Source organism: Flavobacterium sp. FG139 (assembly GCF_057809695.1).
The window spans coordinates 130,079-149,148 of record NZ_JBMDKL010000007.1 but is presented as its reverse complement, the minus strand read 5'-3'; the positions used below and the strand labels follow the sequence as shown (position 1 = coordinate 149,148).

Here is a 19,070-nt window from a genome sequence, read left to right as displayed (position 1 = left end):
GTTATGTTTGATAAAAAACCAAAATCATATACCGATCTATTAGGTAAGACCAACAGAATTGTGGAAGGGACTACTATTAAAGGCGATATAGTTTCTCCAGCCGATTTTCGTTTGGACGGACATTTGATTGGAAATTTCGAGTCCAAAGGGAAATTGGTTATTGGTCCAGCAGGAAGTGTACAAGGAGATATTGTTTGTAAAAACTGCGATATAGAAGGTAAGTTTGATGGTAAAATTCAAGTAACCGAAATACTCAATTTAAAATCGAAAGCCAGTATTCACGGTGAAGTAATCTGCGGAAAACTTTCGGTAGAACCAGGAGCCGAGTTCAGCGCAACTTGTGTTATGAAACCTCATGTAAAAAACCTACCACATCATGGACAATCAACCGAAGAAAAGACAGCGTAACAAATGGTTGGCATTGATAAACATTCCGGTTCAAATGGGAATAATAATTTATCTTTTTTCTTTATTAGGTACTTGGCTTGATGGAAAATTTCCAAACGACCACACTGTTTTTGTAAAAATTAGTACGCTATTAGGTGTCGCGATTGCCTTTTACAATTTAAATAGACAACTAAAAGACATCAACTCTTCTGAATAAACTCATGAAAATAGTATCATTCAAACCTGTTTTTTTCTCTTTAGTAGTTTCTTTAATTCTATTTTTCATTCACAAATTGGTATTTAAATTAGTGTGCCCCAATGTGTTTCTTAATGAAATGGTGTATTCTCTAGAAGAACTGTATGGTCTGTTTTTTTTGTTCACTGCAGTAATACTATTTGTTTTAATAGTAATTAACCAAAAAGGAGTTGACAATGTTGGATTTGCTTATTTGTTTTTAACAGGAGGCAAAATGCTAATAGCCTATGTTTTAATGCAACCTATATTAAATGCTAAGCATGCATTTGCTTTTTCAGAAAAAATCAACTTTTTTGTTATTTTCATTCTTTTTTTGATAATAGAAACGGTATTAACCATTAGAATGTTGAACAATAAACAATAAATGCATTGAAAATCGATAATTTCATCAAAAAAAATAAAACTATTACTTTTAAATATTAATTAAAATTGTACTTTTGCACCAAATTTCAGAAAATAAATTAAAGATAATTATCAGATATGGTGTTTTCAAACAAACCACTCCAATTTATAGTAACTGTTTTAGTTGCTTGTCTTCCATTATTTAGTTCTGCAAATACCCCAACCGATTCTGTTGCTGCCAAAACAGAAGCTACTCCTGTTGAGGCAACTGCTCATGGAGAAGCAACGACTCATGAAAAGCACGAAGAGCCGACCGATTTAAAGTCTAAAATTAATGCTTATATCAATCACCACGTTTTAGATGCTCACGAATTTTCTTTGTTTGAAGATGAAGCTACTGGAAAACACTATGGATTTCCATTACCAATTATTTTATGGGATAATGGCGTACATATTTTTTCTTCTTCTAAGTTTGAGCATGGTCATGCTGTTGCAGAATCTAATGGTAATTACTACAAATTAGGTCACGACGAAAAAATATACAAAACAGATGCTGCTGGAACATTAACAGGAGATGAGCACCATCCAACTAATGCAAAACCAATTGATTTATCCATTACAAAAGCGGTTTTTTCAATGATGCTTGTAGCCCTTTTAATGTTTTTATTATTTAAAGGCCTGGCAAAATCGTATGTTAAAAATGGCGGAATTGCATCTGGATTTGGACGATTTTTTGAGCCAATCGTATTGTACGTTCGTGATGATATTGCGATTCCTAATATTGGAGAAAAACACTATAAAAAATACATGAGTTTCTTGTTGACAGTGTTCTTCTTTATTTGGTTTTTAAACATCATCGGATTAACACCACTTGGAATCAATGCAACAGGGAACATTACCGTTACGGCGTGTTTGGCTATTGTGGTATTTTTAATCACAAACCTTACGGCTAATAAAAATTATTGGGGGCACATTTTCTGGATGCCAGGTGTTCCTACTCCAATGAAATTTATTTTAGCGCCAATCGAGTTATTAGGAGTAATCATCAAACCATTTTCCTTAATGATTCGTTTGTATGCCAACATTTTTGCGGGCCACATCGTATTAATGAGTTTGATTGCTTTAATGTTTATTTTCAAAAGTTGGTTAGGAAGCAGTTTATCTTTCTTACTTTCGTTTGCCATTTCATCAATAGAAATATTAGTAGCATTGCTACAAGCCTATATTTTTACAATGTTATCTGCCTTGTTCTTTGGAGCAGCAGTAGAAGAGCATCATCACGAAGAAGCTCATCATTAATAGTTTAGATAGCGATATCTATTTTAAAAAGAATGTTTAATTTTTAATACATATATTATGAACATCCCAAGAATTGTTGGAGCAGGATTAGTGGTTATCGGAGCTGGTATTGGTATTGGTAGAATCGGTGGTTCTGCAATGGACGCTATCGCTCGTCAACCAGAAGCATCTGGAAAAATCCAAACAGCTATGCTTATTGCAGCTGCACTTATTGAAGGTATTGGTTTCGCAGCATTATTTGCTGTTGCTGAAAACTAGTAGAAAAAATCAAAAGCTATAACGGTTGGTTATAGCTTTTGTTTCTAATTTTGAAAAAGTAAATACATACTATAATTATAACATAATATGGATAAGTTAATAAATGATTTTGGTTTTGGATTGTTCTTTTGGGCATTAATTATTTTTGTTGGATTAGTAATCCTTTTGAAAAAATTTGCTTGGAAACCAATTCTTGATGCCGTTAACGAAAGAGAAGAAGGAATCAGAAGTGCATTACTCTCTGCTGAAAATGCTAAGAAAGAAATGCAAAACTTGAAATCAGATAATGAAAAATTATTAGCTGATGCAAGAGCTGAGCGTGATGCCATGATGAAAGAAGCTCGTGAAATCAGAGAAAAAATGATTAACGATGCTAAATCAGAAGCACAAGCAGCTGGTGAAAAAATGATTGAACAAGCGAAAGCAGCAATCACTAGTGAGAAAAATGCAGCTATGGCAGAATTGAAAAATCAAGTTTCATCTTTGTCATTAGAAATCGCAGAAAAAGTATTAAGAGACGAATTATCTAACAAAGATTCTCAAACTAAATTGGTTGAGAAAATGTTGGGTGACGCTAAATTAAACTAATCATTATGTCTAGAGCAGCGATTAGATACGCCAAAGCAATATTAGACATTGCACAAACTTCGGGAAAAGCCGACGCGGTTAACAACGACATGAAGTCGATTGTAGCTGCTGTTGCGGATAGTGCTGAATTGAAAGATTTTTTATCAAGTCCTGTTATTAAAATGGACGTTAAAAAATCGGCTTTGTCTGAAATATTTTCAACAGTTCAAGCAGAAACAAACAGTTTGTTTAACTTGTTATTTGAAAATAAAAGATTTGAAATTTTAGAATCAATAGCTTCAGAATACAATAGATTGTTTGACGAGAGTAACGGAATTCAAGTAGCCAAAGTAACTACTGCGTTTCCAATTACTCCAGAATTACAAACTAAAGTATTGGCTAAAATTGCAGAGTTTTCAAACAAGAAAATTACGATTGAAAATATAGTAGATCCAACAATTATTGGTGGATTTATATTACGCGTTGGCGACCAGCAGTACAATGCTTCGGTGGCTAGCAAATTGAGTGAATTGAAAAGAGAGTTTAGTAATTAGATTTCCATTAAAGATATATCAAAATGGCAGAAATTAAACCAGCTGAAATTACAGCAATATTAAAAAAACAATTATCTGGTTTTGAATCAGGTGCATCGTTAGAAGAAGTAGGAACTGTACTTCAAGTGGGTGATGGAATCGCTCGTGTTTACGGTTTATCAAACGCTCAATATGGTGAGTTAGTGCAATTCGACAACGGATTGGAAGCTATCGTATTGAACTTAGAAGAAGACAATGTTGGGGTTGTACTTTTAGGACCATCTACTGGAATTAGAGAAGGTTCTACAGTAAAACGTACACAACGTATCGCTTCCTTAAAAGTTGGTGAGCAAATCATCGGCCGTGTAGTCAATACACTTGGTGAACCAATCGACGGTAAAGGACCAATCGGTGGTGATTTGTATGAAATGCCATTAGAAAGAAAAGCACCAGGAGTTATCTTTCGTCAACCCGTAACAGAACCATTACAAACAGGTATCAAAGCGGTAGATGCTATGATTCCAGTTGGTCGTGGACAACGTGAGTTGGTAATTGGTGACCGTCAAACAGGTAAATCTTCGGTTTGTATTGACACCATCTTAAATCAAAAAGAATTTTATGATGCAGGGAAACCAGTATTTTGTATTTATGTTGCTATTGGACAAAAAGCGTCTACAGTAGCAGGTATTGCAAAAATGTTGGAAGAAAAAGGAGCAATGGCCTACACAGTAATTGTTGCCGCTAATGCCTCTGACCCAGCACCAATGCAAGTATATGCACCAATGGCCGGAGCTGCAATTGGAGAATATTTCCGCGATTCAGGTCGTCCAGCATTAATTGTTTATGATGATTTATCTAAACAAGCAGTAGCATATCGTGAGGTATCTCTTTTATTAAGAAGACCACCGGGTCGTGAGGCATATCCTGGAGACGTTTTTTACTTACACTCTCGTTTATTAGAAAGAGCGTGTAAAGTAATCGCCGATGATGATATCGCAAAAAACATGAACGACTTACCTGATAACTTGAAGCCAATCGTAAAAGGTGGTGGTTCGTTAACCGCTTTACCAATTATTGAAACTCAAGCTGGTGACGTATCTGCTTATATTCCAACTAACGTAATTTCGATTACAGACGGACAAATCTTTCTTGATGGTGATTTGTTTAACTCTGGGGTTCGTCCTGCAATCAACGTAGGTATTTCGGTATCTCGTGTTGGAGGTAACGCACAGATTAAGTCAATGAAAAAAGTGGCTGGTACCTTGAAATTAGACCAAGCGCAATTCCGTGAATTGGAAGCGTTTGCAAAATTTGGTTCTGATTTAGATGCGGTAACTTTAAACGTTATTGAAAAAGGTAGAAGAAACGTTGAAATCTTAAAACAAGGTTTGAACGATCCATATACTGTTGAAGATCAAGTTGCTATTATTTATGCAGGTTCTAAAAACTTGTTAAGAAGTGTTCCTGTAAATAAAGTAAAAGAGTTCGAAAAAGATTTTATCGAATACTTGAACAACAAACACAGAGATACTCTTGATGCTTTAAAAGCAGGTAAATTAGACGATAATATCACTGATGTTATTGAAAAAGCAGCTAAAGAAATTTCAGCAAAATATAACTAATAATAATTTGAAGATTTGAAAATTTGGAGATGGTATTCATTTTCAAATTTTCAAATTAACTAATTTTCAAATTCAATATGGCAAACTTAAAGGAAATCCGTAATAGAATTACTTCCGTTTCATCAACGATGCAGATTACTTCTGCGATGAAAATGGTTTCTGCGGCAAAGTTGAAAAAAGCACAAGATGCTATTACAGCAATGCGCCCTTATGCCGAAAAATTAACGGAATTATTACAAAGTTTAAGTGCAACTCTAGATGGTGAAGTAGGCGGAAGTTTTACAGCCCAACGCGAGGTTAACAAAGTTTTAATAGTAGCTATTACTTCCAATAGAGGTTTGTGTGGTGCTTTCAATTCGAACGTTATCAAGCAAGCTAAATTAATTGCCGATTCGTATGCTGGAAAGCAGGTTGACGTTTTTGCAATCGGTAAAAAAGGAAATGATGCTTTGTCTAAAACCAATACTATTGTAGGTAATAAAAGTGAGGTTTTTGACAATTTAACATTTGATAATGTAGCCGAAATTGCTCAAATACTAACCGATAAATTTACCACAGGCGAATACGATAAAATCGAAATTGTGTACAACCAATTCAAAAATGCTGCAACACAAATTGTTCAAACCGAACAGTTTTTACCGTTAGCGCCAGTAAAATCGGATACGCCAGCTTCTACAGGAGATTATATTTTTGAACCATCAAAAGAAGAAATCGTTTTAACTTTAATTCCTAAATCGTTAAGAACACAATTGTATAAAGCCATTCGTGATTCATTTGCTTCAGAACATGGTGCTCGTATGACTGCTATGCACAAAGCAACCGATAATGCTACTGAATTAAGAGATCAATTAAAACTTACATACAACAAAGCACGTCAAGCAGCAATTACTAACGAAATCCTTGAGATTGTTGGTGGTGCTGAGGCTTTGAAAGGCTAATTTAATTCAAAATAAATTCATAGAAGAGTCAACATTTGTTGGCTCTTTTTTTATTACTTCAATATAATACCTATTTTTGTTTCTAATTAAAGAAGATCTACTTTGAGTTTATACAAAAACCTTTTCAAACAAACACTTATTTATGGACTGGCAACGGTTTTTCCAAGAATAATTAGCTTTATTCTTAATCCTTTGTTTGTATATTATTTGCCAGATAAAAGCAAAATGGGTGAGGTTTCTGTAATCTTTTCTTATTTAGTTTTTTTTAATGTTATTTTATCTTATGGAATGGAAACGGCTTTCTTTCGGTTTTACAATTCAGAAGACAATAAAAAGAGTGTAATTTCAACTTCTACCATTTCCCTCTTTTGGTCGTCTTTAGGGTTTTTAGTTCTCTCTTTATTATTCAGAAACACCCTAGCAAGATGGTCACACATTAATGTAGAATACATTACCTACACCATTTGGATACTCACTCTGGATGCTTTAGCAATTATTCCTTTTTCAAAATTAAGAGCAGAAAAAAGACCAATGCGTTATGCCGCTATTAAGATGGCCAATGTTACCATTAACCTTCTATTAAATGTTTTCTTTTTAGCGATTTTACCCAAAATTGTGGCCAACAATCCAAATGGATTTTTAAGCACTATTTATTCTGATAATTTTCAAATCGGATATATTTTTGTCTCCAGTTTAATTGCCAGTTTGTTAACTTTGGTTGTTCTATCTCCAAATTATTTCAATATAAAATGGAAATTTGATAGCCAATTGTGGAAGAGAATGATGCAATACGGTATTCCTATTTTAGTAGCCGGAATCGCTTTTGCGGTTAATGAACATTTTGATAAAATTCTCCTAGATTGGATGCACATTCCAATGGCAGATATTGGTGCATATTCTGCGTGTTATAAAATTGGTATGTTTATGGTGTTATTTAGAACAGCATACACACTTGGTATTGAACCATTCTTTTTCAGTCATGCTAGCAATGAAAATGCAACGCAAACCTATGCCACCATCACTAAGTACTTTGTGATTTTTGGGTCATTCATTTGTCTTTTTGTGATTGTTTTTATCGATTTATTAAAAAGACCATTGGTGCCAAATCCAGATTATTGGGATGCCATTAAAGTAGTTCCGTTAATTGTATTAGCCAATTTTTTCCTTGGTATTTACACCAATTTATCGGTTTGGTATAAGTTGATAGACAAGACAAAAATAGGTGCTTATATTTCAATTGTTGGCGCGGTGGTAACACTGTTTTTAAATTATTTATTAATTCCTAAAATGAGCTATTATGGTTCGGCTATAGCAACCATTGCAGCCTATGGAACTATGATGATAATATCTTATAAAATGGGACAAAAAAGGTATCCAATACCGTATGATATGAACAAAATATTTAGTTATCTTGGACTGACTATAGTGTTCTCAGCCGTTTCATTTTATATTCCAGCTATTAGAGAAAATTATTATGTAAAGACACTATTATTAGCAGTGTTTTTATATTTTATTTACTACAGCGAAAAAGAAACTTTGTTACGAATTATTAAAAGAAAAGCAAAATAATGACCATTAAAATCATCAATAAGTCGCAACACGATTTACCTAATTATGAAACGATTGCTTCGGCCGGAATGGACTTACGAGCCAATATATCAGAATCAATTACGTTAAAATCATTGGAACGAACCATTGTAAAAACCGGACTTTTTATTGAACTTCCCATTGGTTATGAAGCTCAAGTGCGTCCGAGAAGTGGATTAGCGGCCAAAAAAGGAATCACAGTTTTAAATTCACCCGGAACGGTTGATGCCGATTATCGTGGCGAAATTGGAGTAATTTTAGTAAATTTATCCAATGAAGATTTTGTAATAGAAAATGGCGAACGCATTGCCCAATTAATCATTGCTAAACACGAACGCGCCGAGTGGATTGAAGTTCAAGAATTATCTGAAACTTCAAGAGGTGAAGGCGGATTTGGTAGTACTGGAGTAAAATAGTAAAAATGCTTCCTCATTCAAAACCCGTTGTTCAATAGTCCAAGTTCAAAATATTGAATATTCAACTTGGAATAACGAATGTTGAAGTTTAAAAATAGTAAAAATGAAAATAATAGTACCCATGGCGGGCCGTGGCTCACGATTACGTCCACACACATTAACCATCCCAAAACCCTTAATTCCCATTGCGGGTAAACCAATCGTACACCGATTAGTAGAAGATATTGCTGGAGTTTTAAACCAAGCTATCGATGAAGTGGCCTTTATCATTCACGAAAGTTTTGGTAAAAAAGTTGAAGAAGAATTGATTGCGATTGCTCAAAAACTTGGCGCAAAAGGAACTATTTATTACCAAAATGAAGCTTTAGGAACAGGTCATGCCATTATGTGTGCCAAAGATTCTTTGAGTGGTCCTGCGGTAATCGCGTATGCCGATACGTTGATTCGAGCCGATTTCGATTTAGATACCACCGCCGATAGTGTAATTTGGGTGAAACAAGTCGATCAACCCGAAGCTTTTGGTGTAATCAATTTGAATGAAGCCAATGAAATAATTGAGTTGGTAGAAAAACCAAAAGAATTTGTTTCTGATTTAGCCGTTATCGGAATATACTATTTCAAGGATGTTGCCGTTTTAAAAAATGAATTGCAAGCAGTTCTAGATAACAACATCATTCATGGTGGTGAATATCAAATTAATGATGGAATCAAACAAATGATGGCCAAAGGCATGAAATTTGTTCCAGGAAAAGTAGACGAGTGGATGGATTGTGGCAATAAAGATGTAACGGTTGATACTAATAATCGCATGTTGAATTTCCTTCATAACGACGGCATTCATTTAATTGATTATGACATAAAACAAGAAAATGCAACCATCATTCCGCCATGTTATATAGGAAAAAATGTAGTGTTAATCAATGCAACCATTGGACCCAACGTATCGCTTGGTGACGGGTGTCACGTTCAAAACAGCACCATCAAAAATAGTTTGATTCAAACGCACGCACACATTAAAAATGCTAATTTAGACAATGCCATGATAGGAAATCATGTGAGTTTTGACGGTAATTTTACCAACATTAGCATTGGAGATTATTCGGTTTTAGAATAAAGAAACTGAAATTAATTCAGCTTAAAAATGAAAAAAATAGTTTTACATAGTATTCTTTTTGGAATGTTTTTCCTTCCCACAGCACTTTTGGCTCAAAGCGAACCTAAAGATACTTTGGCATTGGCAGAAAACAAATTTGAAGATTCTTTCTACGAATCTTTGAAGCAAAAAGGCATGGAAAACTATGATAAAGCTATTGAGTCATTAGAAAAATGCCAAGCACTTCAAACAGATAATGCGGTAGTTTATTTTGAACTTGGTAAGAATTATTTAGCACTTAAAAAGTATAAAGAGGCCTTTGATAATTTTGAAAAAACAACCAAAATAGATCCTAATAACCGCTGGGCTTGGGCCGGAATGTATGATGTGTGTTACGAAACGCACGATTACAATCGCGCCATTGCTATAGTTCAAAAACTTGTAGAATTTAAAGCAGATTACAAAGAAGATTTGGTTTCGTTATACATGAATACCCAACAATTTGACAAAGCGTTAGACTTAATTAACGAATTGAATGCAACCGTTGGTAAGTCGGATAAAAGAGAATTATACAAAGCTCAAATTCTTCAAGATGTCAAATACCAAGGATCGGAAAAGGCGAATCTGATTGATAAAATAAAGCAAAACCCAAAAGACGAAACCAATTATATCGCTTTAATTTATTTGTATTCACAGAGCAATCAAGAAGAAAAAGCATTGGAAGTAGCCAAACAATTAGAAAAAGAAATCCCAACATCGGATTGGGCACAAGTGAGTTTGTTTAAATTTCATTTGAATAATAATGATGGCGAAAAAGCGGCAAAAGCCATGAACATTGTTTTTGCAAGTGATAAAATTGATAAAAAAATTAAGCACCGCATGCTGAATGAGTTCTTGATTTTCACCAAAAATAATCCGCAATATGAAAAAGATTTAGATACCGCTATTGGTTATTTTAGTGATGATAAAGAAGTGAAAGTAGCTAAAGAAATTGCAAAATTCTATCAAGCCAAAAAAGATTGGACGCATGCTATTAAGTATTATGAAATGCACTTGAAGACCACTAATGACGACATGGAAGCCATTTTGTTATTGATGCAAGCGTATACTGAAAATCTACAATTTGATAAATTAGCCAAAGCATCTGAAGAAGAAATGCAGTTGTTTCCAACGCAGCCACAATTGTATTACTATAATGGTTTGGCCAATAACCAACTTAAGAATTTCAAAAAAGCGAAAGATGTACTCGAATCTGGAATCGATTTTATCATTGATGATGCGGTTTTAGAAATCAATTTTAACCTTCAACTGGGAGAAGCATATAATGGTTTGGGCGATATGAAAAAGAAAGATCTGTATTTTTCTAAAGCCAACGCATTATTAGAAAAACAAAAAAAATAACATTCAAATTCCTTTTTTAGGATTCTTATATGAAAAAACAGTTAGCCTTTTTACTAGTAATGGTATTAGTTTCTTGTAAATCGAAAGCGATTTTAACAGACAGCACCGTCAATGCCAGCAATACCATTTCGGCAGAAAAAATAATTGAGGGCCATTACAACAATAAAATGGAGTTCTCTACAGTAAACATAAAAGCAGGTGCGCGATACGAAGACGAAAAAAACACGCAAAATGTTTCAGCTGAAATCAGAATAAAAAAAGATGAAAAAATCATGGTCATTATCCGTGTTTTGGGAATTACCATGGCCAAAGGATTGATTACGCCAACTTCAGTTCAGTATTATGAAAAAATTGGTAACAAATATTTTGAAGGTGATTATGCTGGATTGAGTCAATGGTTGGGAACCGATTTGGATTTTCATAAAGTTCAAAACATGTTTCTTGGAAAAGCATTTGACGATTTGCATAAAGGAAAATTTGCCGTTTCTGTCATGGAAAAAATGTATAAATTGCAATCTAAAAATGAAGGAAATGACGACAAATCCTATTTTTTTGAAAGTGATAATTTCTTAATGAAACGACAAGAAATTAATCAACCTTCGTTAGATAGAACCTTGCAGGTGGCTTATCCAGAGTATAAAAGATATGATGAAAAGATTTTACCGTTATCTTTGACCATCGATGCGCGTCAAAATGAGAATAAAACCAACATCAACATCGAATACAAAAACATTATATTCAACGAAGATCTTTCTTTTCCTTACAGCGTTCCAGAAGGTTACGAAAGAATTTACATCGATCAGAAATAAGATTATGCAAAAAAGATTAATTACCTTATTTTTTATTTTTTTGACTTCATTGGCTTGGAGCCAACAAACGCAGGAAGAATTAGAGCAAAAGAAAGCTAAAATTCAGGAAGAAATTCGTGAAAAAGAGCGCATGCTTCAAGAGGTGAGAAGTAAAGAAAAGTCGGTTGTACAATTACTATCAATTCAAAAAGAAAAAATTGGTTTGAAAGTAAAATTAATCAATACAACGGCCAAACAAACAAAACTGCTGAGTGATGACATTTACATCAATCAATTGCAAATTAATAAACTCAAAAGAGATTTGGTCATCCTCAAAGAAGACTACGCTCAAATGATTATAAAGTCATATAAGAGCCGTTCTCAACAAAGTAGAGCAATGTTCTTGCTTTCGTCAGAAAGTTTCTCACAAGCCTACAAAAGGCTGCAATACATGAAGCAGTATTCGAGCTATCGAAAAATGCAAGGTGAAGAAATTAAAGATAAAACGACAAAATTAGCCGAGCATATTGCCACATTAGGCGGTCAAAAAACAGAAAAAGTTAAACTCCTCGCGGAACAAGAAAAACAACGTGCCGATTTAGAAAAAGAAAAAAAGGAGCAAGAAGTTATAGCCAATAGTTTAAAGAAAGATAAAAAGCAAATTGCTGCTGAAATCAAGAAAAAGCAACAGGAATCTAAGAAAATTGATGCTCAAATTCAGAAGATGATTCGTGAGGCCATTGCTGAAGCGAATAGAAAAACAGCAGCAGCCAAAGCCAAAGCCAATCCGAAAACAACGACTGCCGCAGAGACTAAGAAAATTGAAGAGTCAACTAAAATTGTATTAACGCCAGAAGGGCAAATCATTTCCAATAACTTTAAAGCCAATAAAGGAAGATTGCCTTGGCCAGTAGAAAAAGGTGCTATCACTTCGGGTTATGGAGATCAACCGCATCCAGTGTATAAATCGGTGATGGTACACAATAATGGAATTGATATTACAACCGAGTCAGGCGCTTCTGCTCGAGCGGTTTTTGGTGGTGAAGTAACGCAAATACAAAAAATTTCACCTTTAAAAATTGCAGTAATTGTTAAGCACGGAGACTTTTTTACCGTGTATCAAAATCTAAGTTCGGTAAGTGTTACTGTTGGAGATAAAGTAGCTGCCAAACAAAGCTTAGGAAAAATCAGAACCGATGCAGAAGGCAAAACAGTTTTAAGGTTTATGATTTCTCAAAACGTTACTTACACCAATCCATCACAATGGATAAGTAGATAATAAAGAAGTCCGCGAGTAGCGGACTTCTTTATTATACAAACAATGCTTTTAACTCGGTAGCTTCATGCGGATTCATTTTTCCAGCAAGCACTAAACTCAATTGTTTTCTTCGTAAAGCAGCATCAAAGCGCAATTTTTCTTCTTCTGTTTCGGGTTCTAATAACGGCACAGCAACCGGATTGCCTGTTTCGTCAACGGCAACAAACGTGTAAATGGCTTCGTTGGCTTTGGTTTTATTACCCGATTCTCTATCTTCAATCCAAACGTCAAGATATATTTCCATAGACGAGGTAAAGGCACGTGAAACTTTAGCTTCAATAGTTACCACACTTCCTAAGGGAATAGATCGGTTGAAAGCGACATGATTTACAGAAGCCGTAACTACAATTCTTCTAGAATGTCTTCGGGCTGCAATGCTGGCTGCTCGGTCCATTCGGGCTAATAGTTCGCCTCCAAAAAGATTGTTTAAAGGATTGGTTTCACTGGGCAAAACCAAATCAGTAAGTATAGTTAATGAATCGATGGGATGTTTCGGAGTCATAGTTTTTTTTGCAAAGGTATTTATTTGTCCGTTTAAAACAGAATCAAGAACGACTAAAAAACAAAAAATCCCGAAATAATCGGGACTTTCTTATAGTTCTTCAATCAACACCCAAGCTTCTGGATTGTGTGATTTTTTGATGCGTTCCATTTCGGTTTGAGCTTCAGAGTAGGAAGCAAAACTACCGTAAATTACAGGATATAATCCGTGTTTGTTTTGACGTATTTTTTGAGCATGATACCCCAATTTGATCAATTCATCATACATTTTTGTAGCGTTTTCTTCTTGTAAAAAAGCACCAGCTACAACATGATACGGCATTTTTCCTTCAGAAACAGTAAGTGTTACAGCAGGCAGTGGATTGGAAATAAAGAACGTTGCTTCTTGTATTTTTTGTTCCACTTGTTTTTGAACTTTAGTTTGAACCGCTATCGTTTCTTGTTGAATTTGTTTCTGATAATATTGATTTCCAAAGAAACCGCCAGCACCCAGTAATCCAGCACCTAAAACAAAAATGGCGGCGTATTTCAAGAAATTGTTAGAACTTCTTTTTTCTGGAGTAAAAGCAATGGGTACTTTTTCTTCAAGAGTTTCTATCTCTTGTTTGTATTCTTCACGTTTTACATTAGGCGAAGCAAAAGTAGATAATCCAAAAGAAGTCGTTAAATAGTTAATTTGATCAGCCGGAATAAAAACCAGACTTTTTTCGGCGTTTAAAGTCAATTCACCGATGTTTTTAAGTGAAGTCGAACCGTATTCTTGAAGTTTATTTTTCCATGCATTGACTTCATTTTGAATAACGGTAACCGCAATTTCATAAGACATTTTTTCTGCCTGAGCAATATGATTAGCTAATAACCCATCGTTGTTTTTCAAATACGAATTAAACGACACCAATTTTTTAGGTGGGTAAAACGAATGGGAACCTTCATGCAATTGTGCCGATTGGATTTCGGTTAAAAAAGCTCCAAATCCAGGCACAGTGACACATTGGTAACGGTAAAGTAATTGCGAAATGTATTGGTCAATCTTCATAATGACAAATTTAATTATTTAATGGGGAATGCAAAATTTTATCAACAAACTTTGTTAACAATTTTGATAGTGCTTACTTTTGGAGTTCTATTTATACACCATTCCGATTTAATTATATGAACGACACCGAATTACTCCACTTATTGGCCTTGCAAAAAATTGAAGGCGTTGGCGATATTATAGCCAAAAAATTAATCAATCACTGCGGAAGTCCCGAAAAAATCTTCAAAACCAAGGCATCAATCTTGTCTTCAATCGACGGAATCGGACAGGTTTTAATTAAAAAATTAAAAGACAAATCGGTTTTTAATTTGGCAGAAGTCGAACTTAAATTTATTCAAGAAAACAGCCTTGATTGTCTTTTTTACCAAGATGAAAATTATCCCGATCGATTGAAACATTGCATCGACGGACCAGTTTTATTGTTCGGCTCAGGGAATATCAATTTAAACAATCGCAAAATAATTAGCATTGTTGGAACGCGAGAAATTACATCGTATGGCACTGAGTTTTGCAAAAAGCTTATAGAAGATTTGGCTCCGTTAAATCCAATTATTGTCAGCGGATTTGCCTATGGCGTTGATATTGTAGCACACAAAGCGGCTCTTGAACACAACTTGCAAACTATTGGCGTGGTGGCTCATGGGTTGAACCAAGTTTACCCCAAAGTTCATAAAAAATATGTGGCTAAAATAGAAGAACAGGGCGGATTTCTAACCGAATTTTGGAGTACATCGAACCCAGAAAAAGAGAATTTTGTAAAACGCAATCGGATTGTTGCCGGAATGAGTGAAGCTACCATTGTGATTGAAAGTGCCGAGAAAGGAGGGTCGTTAATCACGGCCAATTTAGCCAACGATTACAATAGAGATGTTTTTGCCGTTCCCGGAAGAATATCCGATAAATACAGTCAAGGTTGTAATATTTTAATTAAAACCCAACGCGCTAATATGTTGACTTCGGCAGCTGATTTAATGTACATGCTCAACTGGGAACTAGAAACGCCAAATCGCAATCTTAATGCGGTACAAAAACAACTTTTTATTACGTTAGATGATGATGAGCAAAAAATTTATGATTACTTATTGGAACATGGAAAAGTAGAACTAGATATTTTGGCGTTAGACTGCGGATTTCCAGTTTTTAAAATGTCTTCTATGTTAATGAATATGGAATTAAAAGGGTTGATTCGTCCTTTACCAGGAAAGCAATTTGAGGCTATTTAGTCTTTTATTTTGAAATTAATTAGGAAAGAAAGATTAAAATTATATTTTTGTTTTTCACTTATACTCTTTTGGCAATGAACATTATTGAATTATATGAAAACGCAGGAATTTACAGAGAAAATATAACCGAATTTACTTTTGATGATACTGTAAAAGTTCAAAAGCAATTTGAAATTGAACGCACACACAATCCAAATTTAAGCTCAAGCCTTCAACAAGATTTGATCAAGGCTATGAATGAATTTCCAAAAGAGTTGTTGTTTATTTCTTCCAATCGAATACTGTATAATTTCTTTGCAAAAACCAACCATTCTCGCAATAGATTTAGTTCAGACCATAGTGTTTCTGTCACAAATGAGGCAGTAAAAAGTTTTATCTCAATGTTTTTAAGTGCAGATTTAGATGGTTTTTTTGAAGAAAAAATTGCCCAAAATAGATTTGACGATGTTGAAGATTTTCTAGCTGTAAAAGACTATTTGCCAGAAACGTCTTTGAATGCCTTGAGTCAATTTATTGATGATAAATTTGATGCTGTTTTAAATATAATTACCAATAATCCGAGTCAAGAAAGCACGTTAAGTTTCAATTTCATCAAACATCGAAGTTTCTACGATTTACTATCGCATTTTAGATCGTCTAAAAATGACGAACGCATTCGAACACTACTCAACACAATGACAAGTACTTTGGTTGATTTTAATATTAAAAGTGTTTTTTTAAATCAAATGATGATTGCTATGGGAAATTACAAGGCCGTTGACAATGATTTAGCCAGCACATTAAAATTCAATAAAGATCAAACGCTTGCAAATACTCAAAAAATAGGTTCTAGTAGCAGTTCGGCACTATCAACAGGCGGAACCATTGTATTGATAATTATTGTTATCAGAATAATTCTGTTAATGGTTAGATGCAATAGTTAATTTATTTTCAACATGAACATTATAGAATTATTAGACCAGCAATACCTCAATAAAACAACCGCTAGTGCATCAAATGACATAGATTTTGTTGCTGTTTTACATCAGTTAGAAGTAGAAAAAATCACCAATTCGATGGTTGATACAATCCTATTATCTCAATTGATAGAAGCCATAAAAAACTATAAAGAGGAACTTCAATTTGTTGTGAACAATAGAATTTTATTCAATTTTTTCACTAAAAAAGACTTACCAACTAACAGTTTTCCTGCCGATAATAATAGTGTTAGTGACGATAGAATTAAATTGTTTATAGGTGCTTATTTATATCAAGATTTGGATTTGTATTTAGATCAATGCATAAGTCAACATAATTTCGAAGAATTAAACCGATTTATGACCGTTCAGAAGTACTTTCCAGAAAACAGTAACGCTTTTTTATTGGAAAAAATATATGCTAAAATGGATTTTGCCATTGAAATATTATCAATTGCAAATACCGATTTATCTAAAGTTCAATTCGTTAAAAAAACATCTTTTTATGATTTTTTATCCCATTTTAGAAGTCCAGAATTAGATGAAAAAGTAGGATTACTTTTGGATAAAGTCTTGAGTGTTTTTGCTGTCAATAGACAGTCGGAGTTTGCAGGAAGCACAATAGTTTCAATGTATAATTACAATCCGGTTGGAACTGAATTATTGGAGAAAATCAAAAGGAACCGAAATGTAGTATACGACGAAAGAACAAGTTCGGGTGGTCCAACCACTAAATATCCATGGAAAACCATTGTTATCGGATTAATAATACTAGTGCGACTGGTGTTTTTTGTGATTAAAGTATCTTCAGATAATTCGAGAAACCGCTACGATACCTACGACAATCAAGAAAGTGTTGATACCTTAATAACAGAAGAACCGCCTAGAACATTAGATCCTTACTATGTTAACATGCAGCGAAAGATAGATAGTTTTCAAACTTTTTTAGTGGGTTATAACAAAGATGAAATTCAATATGCAAAGTTTAATGACACGATACAAACTGGTGATAACCCGTTTGAAAATGTGTATAAAAACTCCTCTTTACCAAGTAATGGAAACCCTGTTTTTTTTAAAAATAAAACCAAATATGATGTAATATTATTTGAAAATCCATTAGCATTTGACTCCATAAAAATGCCAGGAAGGGCTTATTTTATTAAATCTGGAAGTACCTATAAATTGGACGATGTTCCGTTACAGATGAAAAGGGTTTATAATTTTTATATTGGAAAGAAATTGGCATCATTCGTAACCAAAAGCAACCATATATTTGTTCGAAATCAGTCGGTTATGGAGCCACGATTTACCCAATTATTACCCGATAGTAAAGCTATTTTAAAACAAGATTATCATTTTGACAGTAATGTAGTCATTAAGGATAATAAAGGTAAAATAGAGATAACTTCAGATTAAAAAACAATGGCAGTTCATCAATTTTTAGTTAATGAACTGCCACTATTTATCAAGACAAATATTTTTGTGCTTTTTATAAGAAGCCTAATTTAACACGAACTCTTTTTAAAACTTCATTTGCAACGGCATGTGCTTTTGAAGCACCTTTTTCTAATAAAGCATCTACTTCGGAAAGGTTGTTTATGTAGTAATTATACTTTTCTCTTTCTGTTTTAAATCGTTCGCAAATGAGTTCAAATAAGGCTTGTTTGGCGTGACCGTAACCATAATTACCACCCAAGTAAAGCGCTCTCATTGCAGTAATTTGTTCCGCATTGGCAACCAATTTATAAATAGCAAATATTTTACACGTATCCGGATTTTTGGGTTCTTCCAATGGTGTGCTGTCACTTTCAATACTCATCACTTGTTTTCGAAGGGCTTTATCGTCAATAAAAATATTAATTAAGTTACCCCGAGATTTACTCATTTTTTGTCCGTCAGTGCCTGGAACATACATGGTTTCTTCTTGTACTTTTCCTTCCGGAATGACAAAAGTTTCGCCCATTTGATGGTTGAAACGTGAAGCTACATCACGCGTGATTTCTATGTGTTGCATTTGGTCTTTCCCAACAGGAACAAAATTGGCATCGTATAATAAAATATCGGCAGCCATAAGCATGGGATAGGTAAATAATCCAGCGTTTACATCTTCCAATCGATCGGATTTATCTTTAAAAGAGTGTGCCAATGTCAACCGTTGAAATGGGAAAAAGCAACTCAAATACCAAGATAATTCGGCAGTTTGAGGCACATCACTTTGGCGGTAAAACGTCACTTTATCAATATCTAAACCACAAGCTAACCAAGCCGCAGCAGTGCTGTAGGTATTAGCTTTTAAGGTTTCGCCATCTTTTATTTGCGTAATAGAATGCAAATCGGCAATAAACAAAAAGGATTGATTAGCCGGATTGTTAGATAATTCAATAGCTGGAATGATGGCTCCCAATAAGTTTCCTAAATGAGGTGTGCCGGTGCTTTGAACGCCTGTGAGTATTTTTGCCATGTGCTGATAAATTTTTCAGTATCTGATATTATTTATTGCAAAGTTAAACCTTTGTATTAAAAATTGCATACTATTCCTTATTTTT

General features: G+C 34.2%; 21 protein-coding genes. 18 read left to right on the top strand and 3 right to left on the bottom strand.

Annotation, left to right across the window (positions count from 1 at the left end; translation table 11 throughout):
- Nucleotides 1-3: 3 nt before the first annotated feature.
- The 15 genes from ACODSI_RS07860 to ACODSI_RS07790 all read left to right on the top strand — a co-directional run bounded on the left by ACODSI_RS07860 (nt 4) and on the right by ACODSI_RS07790 (nt 12,766).
- Nucleotides 4-408: a bactofilin family protein gene (locus ACODSI_RS07860; protein WP_488916286.1), complete on the top strand. Its 405-nt coding sequence runs from the start codon at nt 4-6 to the stop codon at nt 406-408.
- Complete coding sequence (locus ACODSI_RS07855; RefSeq protein ID WP_488916285.1) at nt 377-604, top strand: AtpZ/AtpI family protein; 228 nt, start codon at nt 377-379, stop codon at nt 602-604. Before ACODSI_RS07860 ends, ACODSI_RS07855 begins: the two co-directional genes overlap by 32 nt.
- A 4-nt stretch (nt 605-608) precedes the next feature.
- Entirely contained in the window at nt 609-1,007 is a 399-nt protein-coding gene (locus tag ACODSI_RS07850; RefSeq protein ID WP_488916284.1) for a hypothetical protein, read from the top strand.
- Nucleotides 1,008-1,123: 116 nt separating this feature from the next.
- Complete coding sequence (gene atpB / locus ACODSI_RS07845; RefSeq protein WP_488916283.1) at nt 1,124-2,284, top strand: F0F1 ATP synthase subunit A; 1,161 nt, start codon at nt 1,124-1,126, stop codon at nt 2,282-2,284.
- A gap of 57 nt (nt 2,285-2,341) precedes the next feature.
- A complete protein-coding gene (gene atpE, locus ACODSI_RS07840) occupies nt 2,342-2,542 on the top strand; it encodes an ATP synthase F0 subunit C (RefSeq protein ID WP_395045473.1) in 201 nt (66 codons plus the stop codon).
- Nucleotides 2,543-2,629: 87 nt separating this feature from the next.
- Nucleotides 2,630-3,130: a F0F1 ATP synthase subunit B gene (locus ACODSI_RS07835; protein WP_488916282.1), complete on the top strand. Its 501-nt coding sequence runs from the start codon at nt 2,630-2,632 to the stop codon at nt 3,128-3,130.
- Nucleotides 3,130-3,663 carry an ATP synthase F1 subunit delta gene (atpH, locus tag ACODSI_RS07830; RefSeq protein WP_488916333.1) on the top strand — a complete coding sequence of 178 codons (534 nt, stop codon included), beginning with the start codon at nt 3,130-3,132 and terminating at the stop codon, nt 3,661-3,663. Before ACODSI_RS07835 ends, atpH begins: the two co-directional genes overlap by 1 nt.
- Nucleotides 3,664-3,686: 23 nt before the next feature.
- Nucleotides 3,687-5,264, top strand: coding sequence for a F0F1 ATP synthase subunit alpha (atpA, locus tag ACODSI_RS07825; protein ID WP_488916281.1), 1,578 nt, complete (start codon nt 3,687-3,689; stop codon nt 5,262-5,264).
- A 77-nt stretch (nt 5,265-5,341) separates the two neighbouring features.
- Nucleotides 5,342-6,202, top strand: a complete 861-nt coding sequence (atpG, locus tag ACODSI_RS07820; protein WP_488916280.1) for an ATP synthase F1 subunit gamma — start codon at nt 5,342-5,344, stop codon at nt 6,200-6,202.
- Nucleotides 6,203-6,304: 102 nt separating this feature from the next.
- A complete protein-coding gene (locus tag ACODSI_RS07815) occupies nt 6,305-7,771 on the top strand; it encodes a lipopolysaccharide biosynthesis protein (protein ID WP_488916279.1) in 1,467 nt (488 codons plus the stop codon).
- Nucleotides 7,771-8,205 carry a dUTP diphosphatase gene (gene dut, locus ACODSI_RS07810; protein ID WP_448361041.1) on the top strand — a complete coding sequence of 145 codons (435 nt, stop codon included), beginning with the start codon at nt 7,771-7,773 and terminating at the stop codon, nt 8,203-8,205. Before ACODSI_RS07815 ends, dut begins: the two co-directional genes overlap by 1 nt.
- 103 nt (nt 8,206-8,308) lie before the next feature.
- Entirely contained in the window at nt 8,309-9,319 is a 1,011-nt protein-coding gene (locus tag ACODSI_RS07805) for a sugar phosphate nucleotidyltransferase (RefSeq protein ID WP_488916278.1), read from the top strand.
- A 27-nt stretch (nt 9,320-9,346) separates the two neighbouring features.
- Complete coding sequence (locus ACODSI_RS07800; RefSeq protein ID WP_488916277.1) at nt 9,347-10,699, top strand: tetratricopeptide repeat protein; 1,353 nt, start codon at nt 9,347-9,349, stop codon at nt 10,697-10,699.
- A 29-nt stretch (nt 10,700-10,728) separates the two neighbouring features.
- Nucleotides 10,729-11,508 carry a lipoprotein insertase outer membrane protein LolB1 gene (gene lolB1, locus ACODSI_RS07795; RefSeq protein WP_488916276.1) on the top strand — a complete coding sequence of 260 codons (780 nt, stop codon included), beginning with the start codon at nt 10,729-10,731 and terminating at the stop codon, nt 11,506-11,508.
- Nucleotides 11,509-11,512: 4 nt separating this feature from the next.
- A complete protein-coding gene (locus tag ACODSI_RS07790) occupies nt 11,513-12,766 on the top strand; it encodes a murein hydrolase activator EnvC family protein (protein WP_488916275.1) in 1,254 nt (417 codons plus the stop codon).
- Nucleotides 12,767-12,797: 31 nt separating this feature from the next.
- On the opposite strand, the gene ACODSI_RS07785 is transcribed toward ACODSI_RS07790, so the two are convergent.
- A complete protein-coding gene (locus tag ACODSI_RS07785) occupies nt 12,798-13,307 on the bottom strand; it encodes an acyl-CoA thioesterase (RefSeq protein WP_488916274.1) in 510 nt (169 codons plus the stop codon).
- A gap of 90 nt (nt 13,308-13,397) precedes the next feature.
- Entirely contained in the window at nt 13,398-14,342 is a 945-nt protein-coding gene (locus tag ACODSI_RS07780) for an HU domain-containing protein (protein WP_488916273.1), read from the bottom strand.
- A gap of 116 nt (nt 14,343-14,458) precedes the next feature.
- On the opposite strand from ACODSI_RS07780, the gene dprA reads away from it, so the two are divergent.
- From dprA to ACODSI_RS07765, 3 genes are all read left to right on the top strand, one after another.
- Nucleotides 14,459-15,568 (top strand): DNA-processing protein DprA, encoded by a 1,110-nt coding sequence (gene dprA, locus ACODSI_RS07775; protein WP_488916272.1) that lies wholly within the window; start codon nt 14,459-14,461, stop codon nt 15,566-15,568.
- A 74-nt stretch (nt 15,569-15,642) separates the two neighbouring features.
- The gene (locus tag ACODSI_RS07770) at nt 15,643-16,491 is read left to right on the top strand and encodes a hypothetical protein (protein WP_488916271.1); all 849 of its coding nucleotides are present in this window, start codon (nt 15,643-15,645) and stop codon (nt 16,489-16,491) included.
- A gap of 12 nt (nt 16,492-16,503) precedes the next feature.
- The gene (locus ACODSI_RS07765; protein WP_488916270.1) at nt 16,504-17,940 is read left to right on the top strand and encodes a hypothetical protein; all 1,437 of its coding nucleotides are present in this window, start codon (nt 16,504-16,506) and stop codon (nt 17,938-17,940) included.
- Between the two features lie 73 nt (nt 17,941-18,013).
- Here the strand turns inward: ACODSI_RS07765 and trpS are convergent, their stop codons facing one another.
- Entirely contained in the window at nt 18,014-18,985 is a 972-nt protein-coding gene (trpS, locus tag ACODSI_RS07760; RefSeq protein ID WP_488916269.1) for a tryptophan--tRNA ligase, read from the bottom strand.
- Between the last annotated feature and the right edge of the window lie 85 nt (nt 18,986-19,070).